At 44.8% G+C, this 15,433-nt stretch carries 12 protein-coding genes and 2 tRNA genes; 9 read left to right on the forward strand and 5 right to left on the reverse strand.

Annotated features, from left to right (window positions below; all coding sequences use genetic code 11):
- Window positions 1–15: 15 nt before the first annotated feature.
- Window positions 16–2,715: a bifunctional acetaldehyde-CoA/alcohol dehydrogenase gene (adhE, locus tag L4C42_RS14225; protein WP_353498203.1), complete on the reverse strand. Its 2,700-nt coding sequence runs from the start codon at window positions 2,713–2,715 to the stop codon at window positions 16–18.
- Window positions 2,716–3,372: 657 nt separating this feature from the next.
- Here adhE and L4C42_RS14230 point away from each other — a divergent pair.
- Together L4C42_RS14230 and L4C42_RS14235 are read left to right on the forward strand one after the other, a co-directional pair.
- A complete protein-coding gene (locus tag L4C42_RS14230) occupies window positions 3,373–4,011 on the forward strand; it encodes a YchE family NAAT transporter (RefSeq protein ID WP_429760942.1) in 639 nt (212 codons plus the stop codon).
- 196 nt (window positions 4,012–4,207) lie between these two features.
- A complete protein-coding gene (locus L4C42_RS14235; RefSeq protein WP_353498201.1) occupies window positions 4,208–5,062 on the forward strand; it encodes an ion transporter in 855 nt (284 codons plus the stop codon).
- Window positions 5,063–5,125: 63 nt separating this feature from the next.
- Here L4C42_RS14235 and asd read toward each other — a convergent pair whose 3' ends face one another.
- The 4 genes from asd to yejK form a co-directional block, all read right to left on the reverse strand.
- Entirely contained in the window at window positions 5,126–6,244 is a 1,119-nt protein-coding gene (asd, locus tag L4C42_RS14240; RefSeq protein WP_418641628.1) for an aspartate-semialdehyde dehydrogenase, read from the reverse strand.
- Window positions 6,245–6,419: 175 nt separating this feature from the next.
- The gene (locus L4C42_RS14245; protein WP_353498669.1) at window positions 6,420–7,613 is read right to left on the reverse strand and encodes a GAT domain-containing protein; all 1,194 of its coding nucleotides are present in this window, start codon (window positions 7,611–7,613) and stop codon (window positions 6,420–6,422) included.
- Between the two features lie 163 nt (window positions 7,614–7,776).
- The gene (locus L4C42_RS14250) at window positions 7,777–9,129 is read right to left on the reverse strand and encodes an Hpt domain-containing protein (RefSeq protein WP_353498199.1); all 1,353 of its coding nucleotides are present in this window, start codon (window positions 9,127–9,129) and stop codon (window positions 7,777–7,779) included.
- An 89-nt stretch (window positions 9,130–9,218) separates the two neighbouring features.
- Window positions 9,219–10,217, reverse strand: a complete 999-nt coding sequence (yejK, locus tag L4C42_RS14255) for a nucleoid-associated protein YejK (RefSeq protein WP_112462213.1) — start codon at window positions 10,215–10,217, stop codon at window positions 9,219–9,221.
- 84 nt (window positions 10,218–10,301) lie between these two features.
- On the opposite strand from yejK, the gene L4C42_RS14260 reads away from it, so the two are divergent.
- From L4C42_RS14260 to L4C42_RS14290, 7 genes are all read left to right on the forward strand, one after another.
- Entirely contained in the window at window positions 10,302–10,529 is a 228-nt protein-coding gene (locus tag L4C42_RS14260) for a YejL family protein (protein WP_042474173.1), read from the forward strand.
- 28 nt (window positions 10,530–10,557) lie between these two features.
- Window positions 10,558–12,378 (forward strand): DUF3413 domain-containing protein, encoded by a 1,821-nt coding sequence (locus L4C42_RS14265; RefSeq protein ID WP_353498198.1) that lies wholly within the window; start codon window positions 10,558–10,560, stop codon window positions 12,376–12,378.
- A 65-nt stretch (window positions 12,379–12,443) separates the two neighbouring features.
- Window positions 12,444–12,520: transfer RNA gene (locus tag L4C42_RS14270), tRNA-Pro, on the forward strand.
- A 160-nt stretch (window positions 12,521–12,680) separates the two neighbouring features.
- Window positions 12,681–12,771, forward strand: a tRNA-Ser gene (locus L4C42_RS14275).
- Between the two features lie 89 nt (window positions 12,772–12,860).
- Entirely contained in the window at window positions 12,861–14,192 is a 1,332-nt protein-coding gene (locus L4C42_RS14280) for a site-specific integrase (RefSeq protein ID WP_429760946.1), read from the forward strand.
- Window positions 14,185–14,967: a hypothetical protein gene (locus tag L4C42_RS14285; protein ID WP_429760948.1), complete on the forward strand. Its 783-nt coding sequence runs from the start codon at window positions 14,185–14,187 to the stop codon at window positions 14,965–14,967. Before L4C42_RS14280 ends, L4C42_RS14285 begins: the two co-directional genes overlap by 8 nt.
- A 61-nt stretch (window positions 14,968–15,028) precedes the next feature.
- Entirely contained in the window at window positions 15,029–15,433 is a 405-nt protein-coding gene (locus tag L4C42_RS14290; protein WP_429760950.1) for a hypothetical protein, read from the forward strand.

Here is a 15,433-nt window from a genome sequence, read left to right on the forward strand (position 1 = left end):
AAATCTACTACTGAATTAAGCTTCAGCTTTCTCTTTTTTAGCTTTAGCAGCTGGCTTCGCTTCTTGGTCTGCTTTCTTCTTGATAACAGTTGTACCTTCGAAAGTTTCGCCTTCAACGAATGCGCTACCGTAGTAAGCCGCTTTCAGAACTTCTTTAAGCTCAGAAATTAGTGGGTAACGTGGGTTCGCACCAGTACATTGGTCATCGAACGCTTCAACCGCTAGCTCATCAAGCTTAGCTAGGAAGTCAGACTCAGCAACACCTGCAGCTTGGATAGAAGTTGGGATGTCTAGGTCTTTCTTAAGCTCTTCCAACCATGCTAGTAGACGTTCAATCTTCTGAGCAGTACGGTCACCAGCTTGGCTTAGGCCTAGGTGGTCAGCGACTTCAGCGTAACGACGACGTGCTTGTGGACGGTCGTATTGAGAGAACGCAGTTTGCTTAGTTGGGTTGTCGTTCGCGTTGTAACGAACAACGTTAGAGATTAGTAGTGCGTTCGCCAAACCGTGTGGTAGGTGGAACTCAGCACCAATCTTGTGAGCCATTGAGTGACAAACACCTAGGAATGCGTTCGCAAATGCTACACCAGCGATAGTTGCCGCGTTGTGTACTTTTTCACGAGCGATAGGGTCGTTTGCACCGTTCGCGTAGCTTGAAGGTAGGTACTCTTTAAGCATCTTAAGTGCTTGTAGAGCCTGACCGTCAGAGTATTCGTTCGCTAGAACTGATACGTAAGCTTCTAGAGCGTGAGTGACTGCATCGTAACCACCGAATGCTGTTAGAGACTTAGGCATGTTCATAACAAGGTTCGCGTCAACGATAGCCATGTTAGGAGTTAGTTCGTAGTCAGCTAGTGGGTACTTAGCACCAGTCTCGTCGTCTGTAACAACTGCGAATGGAGTAACTTCAGAACCAGTACCAGATGTTGTAGTGATACATACAAGCTCAGCTTTTTGACCCATTTTAGGGAACTTGTAGATACGTTTACGGATGTCCATAAAGCGCATTGCAAGCTCTTCGAAGTGAGTTTCTGGGTGCTCGTACATTACCCACATGATCTTAGCAGCATCCATCGGAGAACCACCACCTAGAGCGATGATTACGTCTGGTTGGAAGCTTTGCATTGCTTCTGCACCTTTCTTAACTACAGATAGCGTTGGATCCGCTTCTACGTCGAAGAAAGTTTGAACTTCCATGCCTTGAGCTTTAAGCAGCTTCACTACTTCATCACTGTAGCCGTTGTTGAATAGGAAACGGTCAGTTACTAGGAATACGCGCTTCTTACCTTCTAGGTCGCTCATTGCGATTGGAAGGCTACCACGACGGAAGTAGATAGACTTAGGTAGTTTGTGCCACAACATGTTTTCAGCTCGCTTCGCTACAGTTTTCTTGTTGATTAGGTGCTTAGGACCTACGTTCTCAGAGATAGAGTTACCACCCCAAGAACCACAACCTAGAGTTAGAGAAGGCGCTACGTTGAAGTTGTAAAGGTCACCGATACCACCGTGAGTAGTTGGGATGTTTACAAGGATACGTGCAGTCTTCATCTTGTCACCGAAGTAACGGATGCGGTCAGCGTTTACGTCTTGGTTAGTGTACAGACCAGATGTGTGACCGATACCACCGATTTCAACCATAGTTACCGCTTGAGCAACTGCGTCTTCGAAGTCGTCAGCGCGGAATAGACCTAGAGTTGGAGATAGTTTCTCGTGAGCAAATGCGTCGTCGTAAGAAACTTTACCTAGACCTTCACCAACTAGAACTTTAGTGTCAGCTGGAACTTTAACGCCTGCCATCTCAGCGATTGCTGGAGCTGGTTGACCTACGATCTTAGCGTTTAGGTTGCCGTCGATTAGAAGAACTTTACGTACTTTCTCAGCTTCAGCTTTGTTTAGAACGTATGCTTTGTGTGAAGCGAAACGCTCTTTAACTTCGTCGTATACAGAGTCAACAACGATTGCAGCCTGCTCAGAAGCACAAACTACGCCGTTATCGAACGTTTTAGACATAAGGATAGAAGCCACTGCACGTTTGATGTCAGCAGTTTCATCGATAACTACAGGAACGTTACCTGCACCTACACCGATTGCTGGCTTACCAGAAGAGTATGCTGCTTTAACCATGCCTGGACCACCAGTTGCAAGGATAAGAGCGATGTCGTCGTGCTTCATAAGAGCGTTAGAAAGCTCTACAGATGGTTGGTCGATCCAACCGATGATGTCTTTTGGAGCACCTGCTGCTACTGCTGCGTCTAGTACTAGTTTCGCTGCGTCGTTAGTAGAGTTCTTCGCACGTGGGTGTGGCGAGAAGATGATACCGTTACGAGTCTTCAAAGAGATTAGAGATTTGAAGATTGCAGTAGAAGTTGGGTTAGTTGTTGGAACGATACCACAGATGATGCCTACAGGCTCTGCGATAGTCATAGTACCTAGGTTGTCGTCTTCGTCAAGGATGCCACACGTCTTTTCATCTTTGTATTTGTTGTAAATGAACTCAGATGCAAAGTGGTTCTTGATAACTTTATCTTCAACGATACCCATACCAGACTCTTCAACCGCTTGCTGTGCAAGAGGGATACGAGCTTGGTTAGCTGCTAGAGACGCTGCGCGGAAAATCTTGTCAACTTGCTCTTGAGAGTAAGTTGCAAATTCTGCTTGTGCCGCTTTAACGCGTGCAACCATTGCATCTAGTTCAGCCATATTTGTTACAGGCATAAGGAATCTCCTAAAATAAAAAAACTAAAAACTTTTTAGTAAGTTAGCTACTTCTGCTAATGAAACTCTTAACTACAGAACAACTCTACTTAGTAAACTGCTTTCAGAGCTGAGTATAATCTTTCACGCTTTGAAAAAAATTGACTCAGATCAGTTCTGAAAAGTAATTTACCTACATAGTAGTAACCCCAAAGGGTTTCGTGACGTAAGACATTGTTTTTTAAGGTGTTACCCGGGTAAAATACCAAGAACAAAAAAACACCGATCAGTATTTTTTTTTCATAACCCTAGCAAATTGTGTAAAAAATTTTCACTTTCGTACCAGAAAAACAAGTAAAACGTCGCCATCGTGCTACTAAGTATATGTAGATGACATTGGTTCCTTTCAACCCATGACGCAAAAATAATCAAAATTAGACAAGCGCAACACTTTGGCAACAAAAAGGTATGTTACCTCAGTTGTGGCACGAACTTTTCCTTCATATTCCATTCATATTTTCACATCACTCCGAAGGGCTGATTCATTGGTGTTATACGTTAAAAATAGTCATCAAGTTTTAGTCGATTCTCTGCCCACAATGTCGTACATTAGCCGCACTTTTTACCCGGGCATAGATGCCTTGCATTGTGTCCCTCTTCTATCATCGAGATTCGTCTATGAGTAGCATCGAATTTGCAATCTATTTGCAGTTTTTCTTAGGTTTGGTCGCTGCGGTAAACCCTGTTGGGATCATGCCAATTTTTGTGTCTTTAACCAGCCACATGTCTCCAGAAGACAAGAACAAAACGGCTGCGACGGCCAATATTGCCGTTGCCGTTATTCTGATCACCTCGTTACTGGCAGGTCAGATACTTTTGGATATGTTCAGTATTTCTCTCGATTCGTTCCGAGTTGCGGGCGGCTTGCTACTTCTCAGCATCGCTTTTTCGATGATGTCGGGTAAGCTCGGTGAAGATAAACAGAATAAACAAGAAAAGTCGGAGTACGTCAGTAAAGAGCAGATTGGTGTTGTGCCCCTAGCCATGCCTTTGATGGCGGGTCCTGGTGCAATCAGTTCGACCATTGTTTATGGTGCTCGGTATCCAGACATGGTGGAAACGGTTGGCATCATTGTCAGTATCATCGTCTTTGCTCTTTGCTCATGGTTACTGTATCGCTCGGCTCCGCTCATTGTTCGCTTCTTGGGACAAACAGGTATCAACGTGATCACGCGTATCATGGGTCTGATCCTCGGTGCGCTGGGCATTGAATTTATGGCCAACGGGCTAAAAGCTCTTTTCCCTGGCCTCGCTTAACCTACCCTTCAATTTCATCACTTGTTTAAATTCTTCAAGCATTCTTTTCCAAGGATGCTTGATTTGCCTCTATACACCGTATGGCTGCATCTGACATACCGACAGAGCACCAGACGTAGCACTAGATATAGCAAAACTGCCCCTTCGCGCTACTTGGGTATATACTAGCCATATTGAAGGCTTATAGACTCTTGCTATGGAAAACAACCGCTTAAAGCACAAGCTTTACATCATTATCTTTGGTCATCACACCCGAGCGGGTCGAATTTTTGATATTGCCCTTATCATTGCCATTCTGATTTCGCTAACGGTGTTAGTGCTGCACTCTATCGAAGGGTTAGCTACAGAGTGGGATCAGACCTTTGTGATGCTTGAATATTTCTTCACCGCGATATTTACCGTTGAGTATTTATTGCGCTTATATTGCTCACCAAAACCTAAGGCCTACGCCACCAGCTTCTATGGTGTAGTCGACTTACTATCGATTCTCCCAACCTACTTGGCACTGCTTTTCCCATCGGCCACCTTTATGGGGGTGATACGTCTACTTCGTGTCATGCGAATATTCCGTATCCTCAAGTTGGTTCGCTACCTGCAAGACTCCAATATTCTGCTGCGTTCACTGTTAATGTCACGCCGTAAGATCCTCGTTTTCTTCAGTACCGTCGCGATATTGGTGACAATTTTTGGTGCTTTGATCTTTGTCATAGAAGGACCTGAGAACGGATTTACCAGCATTCCACAAAGTATCTATTGGGCGATTGTGACCATTACGACTGTTGGCTATGGAGACTTGGTGCCAAGTACACCACTTGGCAAAGGGCTAGCTTCACTGACTATGCTGCTTGGTTACTCCATTCTGGCCGTTCCTACCGGGATAATTACCGCAGAGCTCAACCAGGAAATGAAAACTCACCGAAACTTAGTGAAATGCCCAAACTGCTCGAAATCCGGCCATGAGAGTGATGCGCTGCACTGCAAGCACTGTGGGAGTGAGTTAGCAACACCAGAAAAGAGAGTGGTTGAAGTAGACTCCGAAGATTTAAAATAGCAGACACTAAAAAGCCCTCAGAAGAGGGCTTTTTCAAACTTAGGTTCAACCAAGCTATGACGCTTAACTGGCCTTCTCAGCCAAGATAATGCGCAATGTACGACGTAACGGCTCTGCCGCGCCCCACAATAGTTGGTCACCCACAGTGAATGCGTTTAGGAAGTCGTTACCCATTGCCATTTTTCTTAGGCGGCCAACAGGGATAGACATCGTACCCGTCACTTTCGCAGGTGTAAGCTCTTGTGCAGTGATGTCGCGATCGTTTGGAATCACTTTCACCCAATCGTTGTGCGTAGCGATGATTTCTTCAATCTCATCCATCGGTACATCTTGCTTAAGCTTAATAGTAAGCGCCTGTGCGTGACAACGCATTGCACCAATACGCACACATGTGCCATCAATTGGAACTGGGCTGTCTTGCAAGCCTAGGATCTTGTTCGCTTCAACGCCGGCTTTCCACTCTTCTTTACTTTGGCCGTTTTCACGCTTCACATCGATCCATGGGATCAACGAGCCTGCTAGTGGCACACCGAACTGATCCGTTGGGAACGAAGAAGAGCGGATAGTCTCAGCCACTTTACGGTCAATATCAAGAATAGAGCTTGCAGGATTGGCGAGTTCAGAAGTCACACAGTCATTTACTACACCCATTTGAGAGATAAGCTCACGCATGTTCTTAGCACCTGCGCCAGAGGCTGCTTGGTAAGTCATCGCGCTCATCCACTCAACCATGCCTTTCTCATAAAGACCGCCAAGACCAAGAAGCATCAAGCTAACCGTACAGTTACCGCCAACAAAGGTGTTGGTACCTTTAATAAGGCCATCTTGGATTTGACCAAGGTTCACTGGATCTAGGGTAATGATTGAATCTTTGTCCATACGGAGAGTAGAAGCAGCATCAATCCAGTACCCTTTCCAACCAGCTTGACGAAGCGCTGGGTAGACTTTCTCAGTGTAGCTACCACCCTGACAGGTAATCACAGCGTCCAGTTGTTTTAGGCTTTCAATATCAAAAGCGTCTTGCAGAAGACCAGCATCTTTACCAAAGTTTGGTGCAGGGATGCCAATTTGAGATGTGCTGTAGAATACGGGCTCGATGACATCAAAGTCTTTTTCTTCGACCATGCGCTGCATTAGTACCGAACCCACCATGCCACGCCAACCGACTAAACCTACTCTCATTGAATTACTCTCCGTGTGAATTGAAATAAAGGCTCCCCCATCTATAAAATTTTCCGAGCCATAACACAAGAGCTAATTCACAAATTAAAGTAACTTTTTTCACAAACCCAACCAGTTAGTACTCCATAACCGTTTAGTAATTAGTAAAAAGGCTCCTTTCGGAGCCCTTTTACTACTAGCTTGTTATTTTGGTTTCTTTTCTCAACTGAGCCCTTTTACCTAGGGCATAACCAAGTCCTAAGGGAGCAAAGAAGATCACTAAAATAAACAGAATGAAATAGACTATAGTGCTCTTAATCAACTGAATGAGCTTTTCGACAGCAAGAGTTAAGACATCTTGAGATATTTTATCGAGATCTTGAGCAAACAACTCTCGCTCGCTGTTTACGATGACCGCTATTTCTTTACGCTCACGCTCAATCATCTTGATAAGCTCTTCACGTTCACGCGCCACCATGTCATCCAGTGCTTGTCGCTCTGCACTGAGCTGTGTGAGCTTATCTTGGGTCTTAACGTCTAAATCGTTGAGTAGCGGCTGAAGCTCAATCGCCATTTTTTGAGCTAAATCGCGCATGTATTCAGGGTTATTTTCAACAAAGTCTTTAAACGCATCGGCACTGATTTGGAAGCTCTTAATCGCGCCGTGGATATCATCGCCACTGACATTGCTATTGAGTGCGATAAGCTGGGCTTTCCACGTCATCAGCTTAGGTGTTTGCTCCGACATCAACGACAATCTATCAGACACATCGGAAAGCGCTTCTGGCATGGTGCCAAGGGTTGTCGTCACTTCACTTTCATCAATACCCTGAGCTTTTAACCACTCGCGATAAGCCGGCACACGAGCAAAGCTCAAGTTTTCAAACGGATGCAGCGCCGCAAATTGGTCAACAAAGACTTTGGTTGTGCCATAACTATCCGATTTAAATAACGACTTTGCCAACTGATCGATTTCTTGACTCAACTTAGTCGCCGTTTGTGTAGCCTCTTCAGTGACAAACAGTGTTTTGCCGTTACCTTTCGTGAAAAACTGCTCCATCTGAACCGTGAATACCCAAGTATCAATTAGGCCAGCGGTAGGAGACACTTGATAGGCTGACTGCCCTAACCCTTCTTCAGCATGAATCTTCCATAGTAAAATATGAGATTGATTCACAATGTCAGTTTCATCGTACTTGGCGGCTAAAGAATCGGATGTCGCTTCAACTTGAGTGAAGAACTCACGACTAAACTCGCGCGTCATTAAGCGCATATTGAGTTCTTGTTTCGTCAGTGGCGTAGTTTGGCTATCGAGCTGAACTTCTAGCAATGAACAGCCAGAAATTAGAGAAATAAACAGCATTAGAAGTGCGCAGCACAAGCGGTGCATTGGTTTCATCGTAAGCCTCAACGTTGAAAAGTAGCGATTGTCTAGTCACTTCACCTGTATGGTGAAGTCACTTAGCCATATATTATCGCCACTATAAATAACCCAGGTAAAATTCACGTTAACTATTGATATTTATAGTCTAAATTTCGCGATTTACTAGACGTTATTGTTGACTTTGGTTGGAGATGTAGTCTTCAGCCGACACAATCGCTTGTTTAAGACGCAGCTCTAGTTTCTCTATCGCCTCAGAGTCTATGGATTGGGTTTGCTTTAGTTGCAGCTCAGCGGTGATTGCGGTTTGACGGAGCTGCTCTGCGAAGATGCTGCCAGAGACCCCTTTTAGGGTATGTGCGACGCGGGTCGCTTGGTCAATATCGCTATCAGCAAGACTGCGTAGTTTATCTGCATCTTGACTGTGCTCGGAAACAAAAACGCCTAGCAGTAGCAGCATCGACTCTTTGTCTCCATCCAAGGTATTGAGCATTTCAGAAAACTGGATCGGCGCGCCCTCTTCAGCCGCCTCTGATGGTGCGGAGATACCCTCGTCACGAACGACTTCTAGCTCTACTTGTTCTGTTTCATTCACCGGCTCTATCTTTGAAAAAGACGGCGTTACGTCATGCGGTTGTGTGACTTCTTCGGCTTGTCCCTTTGATGTTTCATTCGCGCTATTTGCCCGTGCATATTGTGGCTCGCGAGTCACCGAAACAGGTTCATAGCCATCCAAGTCATCACGGCCACTTGCCAGCAGTGGTTCAGACTGTTTTTTGAAACTGCACAGCAATAAACAAACAATCGCCACAAGGCTGACCAATACGACGATCAGTACTTGTTCATTCACTATGCGTTCAGATTGCAGTTCGCGCAGCGATAGCTCTGTCATAACAGGGTGGTTAACCACACGCTCGACCAGAAACTCAGTATTCGCCGCTTGTGACAACAGCACCGATGCTTGAGAGTTAAGCTCCAAAACGTGTACGCGGTCACCACCAGAAAGCCCATAAGCTTCGCGCTGAATATCTTCAAGCTTCAAATACACCTGACGCGGTTCAACCGTGTCATTGAATAAGGTATCCAGCACCACCGCAGAGAGTCGGTCACTAAGCGAAATCGCCGCTTGGCTTAACCGTGTTGGTTTGGCATTAATGCTGGAAACAAAAGTATCCATACGCGCTTCATCTTGCGCTAGAAGCTGAGCCTGCTCTACAAATCGTTCGAGTAGATAGACGGTATGAGAAACATCCGAGAGCAAATCCGATTGAGTCAATGATTTGAGCTGCACGGTTTGGGCATGTATAAGCTGTATTTCAAGCTCGAGTTGCTCAGAGAAACGTGAGCGATAAGGTTGGGCTAAGAAAAGGGTTTGCCTTAGCTTGTCGATGCTAAACGAGATCTCGTCAATGAGATGAGTAATTTTCTCTTCTTGCGACGAAATATACACCACTGTAGTCACGGCAATAGACCATAGCAGCACGATGGTTACGGCAAAGCCATTAAGACGTTTTAATACATTCAACCGTCGTTCCCTCTCAACAACAATAAGGCTTATCCCTGGCCTTTCTTGACCCTGCAAAAAAGCGCTACAAAGTAGCGCTTTTTATCTGCTTAACGATTTCGAGTCAGTTGATCTCTTAGGTTTGGCGGTGTGCCTTTGATAGTAAGAGTATCGGTATCTGGATCGTAAAACACCCGCTCACCTAGAAGCAGGCTATCAAAACTAAGATTCAATCCGCCACCGGCACCAACAAACTTTGTGAGCTTGCGTACAGTCGAGCGATCAGCTGGAAAACTCTCTTCCAATTCATAGCCTTGTTCTTGAGTGTAATCTAAAAAGCTCGAACCTTCATTGCTTGGAAGCTCACCAGATAACTCTTTGATTTGCACTTCGTCGCCTGTTTTTAGCTGATCATTACAGTAATCGTAGACCTGCTTTTTGTAGTTGACGGTTTCATCTTTATCAAGCTGAGCGTCGGCACAGTAATCTTCTACCGCTTGCATCAACAAAGAGTTCTGCTGCTTAGTATCAAGCCCTACTTCGGCTTGTAAAAAGTCTAGGAAGAAGTCCGCTACTTTGCGTCCAACGCGACCCTTAATGTAAGTGAGGTAACGATTTGAGCCTTTGTCCAAATCGTAGCTGGTTAGATCGATACGTGCCGCGATATCCATTTTTGCGATATCAAGGTAGTCGATTGAACCGATGTTTAAGCCTTCCGTCACTTGCAAGCTGTTGTACGATGGCAGCAAACCGATAAACAAGTAATCCGTTGCTAACGATTGATACTGAGCCATAACCAGTGTGCCCGCTTCCGCAAATGGGTATTTTGCTAGTTCGGTTTTAAGGCGCTCGGCACTTTGCTGAGAGAAGCTGTAAAAGTCTTTCTCACCTTTAAGTAGCTCACTTAGCCAAATCTGAAAATCACTCTCACTGGTAAAGGAACCAAATCCTTTTCCCGCTTTCGAATTAAACACACGATGCAGTTCAGCCACTAAGGTTTCGGTTGAATTGTCGTTGTGCAACATCTCTTCGCGATACTGAACGACAAGCTCTTCCTGCTCATTTATCGCTAACTGGTGTAAAATAACGTTAGATAGGTTCAAACTCATTGTGAATTTATCATGGTTGCTGTTTCGTTTGTGATGCAGAGTAGGGTATCATAAGCCGCTTTCATTATCATTAGCAGAGTCTTTATGCCAATTACATCTAAATATACCGATCAACAAGTTGAAGACATCCTTGCCGAAGTTGCCGCTGTTCTAGACAAGCACGGTGCAAGCGCGGAACTTTCACTTATGATTGCAGGTAATATCGCAACCAATGTCTTAAATCAAAACGTTGCTCCTTCACAACGCCAAGCAATTGCGGAAAAATTCTCTAAAGCTTTGATTTCATCATTAGAAACTAAAGATCAACACTAATCTCGACAACGGATAGATTACACGGCAGATGGTAGATAGCGAAAATTCATACGGAGAAAAGGTCTCCCGCCTAGTGGGCTGGGGTCACTGGTTTGCGTTCTTTAATATAATTGCGGCAATGCTGGTCGGTACCCGCTATATCGCCTCTTCTCCGTGGCCTGATACGTTGCTGGGACAGTTTTACTTGTTCGCATCGTGGATCGGCCACTTTGGCTTTTTGGTATTTGCCCTCTATCTGTTAGTGCTGTTTCCGCTGACCTTTATTGTTCCCTCGCGAAAACTGTTTCGATTGATTGCGGTGTGTTTTGCTACATTTGGCCTCACTGTCCTATTAATTGATACCCAGGCTTATCAAACCATCAATTTGCACTTGTCTCCGGTGGTTTGGGATCTGCTATTTAGCGACGAAAACAGCACCATTAGCTCCGATTTACAGCACCTGTTCATTGTCCTGCCACCGATTTTCTTAGCTGAGCTTGCGCTCGCGGAATGGGTATGGCGCAAACAGCGCAAACTGTCTCATAAGCATGTCGGCCGCCCATTGGCTGCGCTGTTTTTCGTGTGCTTTATCGCTAGCCACCTAATTTTCATTTGGGCGGACGCGTTTTTCTATAACCCTGTCACCGTGCAAAAAGCCAATTTCCCTCTCTCCTACCCGATGACAGCGAAGTCATTTATGGAGAAACATGGCTTACTGGACAGAGAAGAATACCTGCAGAAACTTAAAGATAACGAAGGCGCTGCGGATTTGGTTCGCTACCCGCTAACAGAAATTGAGTTCAATCGCCGCTCTGAGAATTTGAATGTACTGATTGTCAGTATCAATAACCTTCGCAGTGACATGCTGAATCCAGAGACCATGCCTGTCGCGTACGGATTTGCTCTCAACAATCAAAACTTCATTAACCACTACAGCTCAAGCAATGACGACTTTGGCGCTTTCGGCTTGCTTTATGGTCTTCCAAGCAGCTACGCCAGCAGCATTAAGTCTCAGGGAACTGAACCCTTGCTGATGTCTGTACTTGCTAATCAAGGTTACCGATTTGAGCTTTATAGTGGTGATAACTTTGAAGACGACCTCTACAGCGAGACCATCTTCAGAAAATTCCCAATGGTTGATTTAACCGCAACCAAGTCGGAAACGCTGGATAAAACCATCTCTGACAATGCGGCCATTGAGCAGTGGAGCGATGCCATTATTAATGGTTCAAACAAACCATGGTTTGGCTTTATTGAGTTGTCCACTGTTGATAACTTTAGCGACTACCAATCACAAAGTAATGCGCAAACAGCCGAAGAGCGCTTTGTGAGTGCTTACTCAGCCGCAGCTACCGCTGCTGATGCCGAGTTTGGCAAAATTCTGCAAGCGTTAGTTGATCAAGACTTGCTAGAAAGTACCATCGTGATTTTGACGTCAAACCACGGTACCGAGTTCAACGAAACGAAGACTCGAAGTTGGGGTTCGAATACCAACTACAGTCAATATCAGTTGCGTGTGCCTATGGTTATTCATTGGCCAGGTAAACTTGCTGCCGACTACGGACATATGACCAGTCACCTCGATCTTGCTGCGACCATATTGGAAGATCTTAGCGGTGTGTCCACCAATGTGAAGAACTTCAGCAGCGGACGCAACCTGTTTGATGAAAGAAAACGTAAGTGGATCATCGCAGGTGATACAAGAGAGCTCGCTTTGGTGACTGCAAATGACACCACGGTAGTCGACAAGTTTGGTAACTACAGCCTGTATGATAAAGATTACAACAAGCTTGATAACACGAATCCGAAGCTTCCTATCTTGATGCAAGGCTTCACGGAACTGCAACGTTTCTACGCTAAAAGTCAGTAAATCAAGCAGTTAATCACATGAATTGCCCTTGACCAGTAAAACACTCTGGTTTAGATTAAACCCATCGGACTGTAGCGCAGCTTGGTAGCGCACCGTCATGGGGTGTCGGGGGTCGCAAGTTCAAATCTTGTCAGTCCGACCATATTCAAGCCCTAAGACTCGTCTTAGAGCTTTTTACTACTTAAATGTGTAGTTTTTAGACACCCAAACCATTATTTTGAATCAGTTGCTTATAAATAGAGCAAACAGTAAAAATAAGGGTTTACAAACAGTAAGATGCCCATTATTATGCGCATCAACACGGAGAGATGGCTGAGTGGTCGAAAGCACCGGTCTTGAAAACCGGCAACCGTTAATAGCGGTTCTAGGGTTCAAATCCCTATCTCTCCGCCACTTTTTCTTACGCATTAAGCCCTTGTTTTCAAGGGCTTTTTCGTATCTATCGTACTGCAAATCACCTATCTCAACAGAGAGGTGAGACAATGTACTTACAAAAAGCGCCAAATGGTGTATATCAAACCCGCGTTTGCACTCCTAGAGAACTTCGTTCTCATGAATATCCGTATGACTTCAAATTCAGCCTATTAACTCGCAATCGAAAATTGGCAATAGAGCGCAACTTCGAAATAGCTCAATGCATTCGAGCAGCGTTCCACACTGCCTCCAAAAACACTGTACCTAGCGCAAAAGCTTTTACCCAAGCCCTACGAGAGCAAGTTAGATCGATACGCAATAACTATGACGAAAGTCAACAGACTGAGTTTCCCATTCAAGAGCAAAAGACTCCTGGGTATTCTGACTTCCCAGAACTCGATCATATCGACTTTCATACGTTAGAACCTTATCCCTCGTCTGAGCAGCATCCCATCTCGCTCTACAGTGTAGAGAGCTTGCTGAGAGAGTTCTTAGCATCAAAGCGTGTAGAGAACGTCAGAGCGCTGACTGTACATCAACTCGAACAGCGCATATCTCATTTCTTGTCTTTTGCTCACAGTAATAACACTGTCTACATTACGTCAGCGACATTTATGCAATATGTGACTCAGCTTCACAGTGAAAAGCGGTCAATGAAGACAAACAAAGATTACTTTGCTTCAACGACTCAGTTCTTCGGGTGGCTGTATCAGATGGACTACATATCTCATAATCCAACGGATAAAGTATCGCCCAAATTTAGAGCTAAGCGACACGCTAGCACCGAGCGGGATAGATGGACTGAATCAGAACTTAGAAAGATTTTAACTAGCAAGGCTTTTCTTAGTCAATCAATCGACTTTCAATGGGTTACCCGTCTCCAGCTTTATCATGGACTGCGGACAGGAGAAGCGTGTCAGTTCTATACGAATGATATTACTGAGATACAGGGAGTCTTGTGTCTCCACGTCAATGATAATTCCAAGGATCAACATCTCAAAAACTCTCACGCAGTTCGGTACGTCCCGTTGCATCCGAAGATACGCGATGAATTCATAAAGTTTGTTCGCACTCGGAGTAAACGTAACAACCGCCCTCTCTTTCTATATAAACCACTGTCCGCGGATAAAGACTGGACAAAGACATATCGAACTCAATTTGGTCGAGTACAAACTGAAATTGGTATGAAGCCAAGACAACGACCGACTGCATACGGGCTACGCCATACTTTCATTGATCAACTCAAAGTAGCAGACGAGGCTGAACATGTCGTCGCCGAAATAGTAGGTCATACGAACCCCAACATGACATTTGGTCGGTACGGCAAGAAGTTAAAAGTTAATAGACTTCTTGAAGCTGTAGCTAAGTTTAATCTCACGGTGGAGGTGTCTCATGACTAAGTTAACTGATCAAATGCGCGCTGAAATCATAAATGTGCTTGTCGAAGGTGAGTCTTATAGAGAGAGTATCGACATGCAACGCTTCTTAGTGCGTGGAGTGACTGAGTTTGAGATCGGGCTAATCGACACTGCAATTCGATTGCTACATGAGTCTCCTTACCTCTCTGATGTCGACTTTGAAAATCTGGGCTTCAGTCACAAAGGGATACAGAGAGTCTTGGGCGGAGTAAATCACTTTAAAACTCTACTGCACATTGAAGAATACTCACTGATGGCTTGGGTACAAGATAACGGGCTGCAAGATGAAAACTGCATTACTCTGCCCTATTTTGTCTATCAGCACTACGTAGATGAGATTAGAGCCAATCATTTGGAGGGCTTCGCTTTGACCTCTTACTTTCAGGTCGACCTCGGTCAACAACTCGCTAGAGCCATGACTTTTAAGTGTGGTACAAGCTTGTTACTCCCCAAAGATCCTATGGAGATTGCAGCTTACATCATACTGTCAAGATTTGGACGATATAGGTCTATGACTTACGACTTCGAGAGAACGATATTGACAGCAGAAAATGAACACCGTTCAATAGAGATAGAAGTTAAAGTATTCTCTTCTCAACTAACAAGAACGACGCCTATAGCTGTTTGCCTGATCGATGATATCCCTGAACTCGATTACGTTTCCCGTTCATCGACTAAGATACTACACCTACACGACTTCTCTATGAGACATGAAAATGGCGCCAATCGAGAACTTTTGAAAGCGATGAATTTCTAATATATTAGATCGTCAACGAGGTGGGATTCAAATGAGTGCCCACCTCTGCAAAGGAGTTTGCATGAGAATACTTTACGTCGATGTCTTTAGTCTGCTTCGCTCAAAATCAGATTCAATAGACATTGAATCTGCACACAAGCTTGCTAACGCAGCAAAAGAAGCGAACCTAATGCTGTATCCTACGCAGAGTAGATATACACGCGCTTGGCTTGTCGAGAACAAGATTTTTGATAGCAACATTCTCGCTCCCGATATAGCAACGAGTCGTAGTGCGCGTCTTGATGACTCCAACGCTGTTCGTCATTTAAGAGCGCACGCGCATGCCCTAGAAGCAGAATGGTGGGTCTGTGGCGACTTTGATGGTGATGAACTGCTAGCTGACTATCGTGATAGATATCTATCTAGTAAATTCGGCGCTGGTGTAACCGACGAGCTGATTGAGAAAATAAAGCTACTCAGATCCTAA

Origin of the sequence: Vibrio wakamikoensis, assembly GCF_050337275.1 — a bacterium.
Lineage (GTDB): Bacteria > Pseudomonadota > Gammaproteobacteria > Enterobacterales > Vibrionaceae > Vibrio > Vibrio chaetopteri.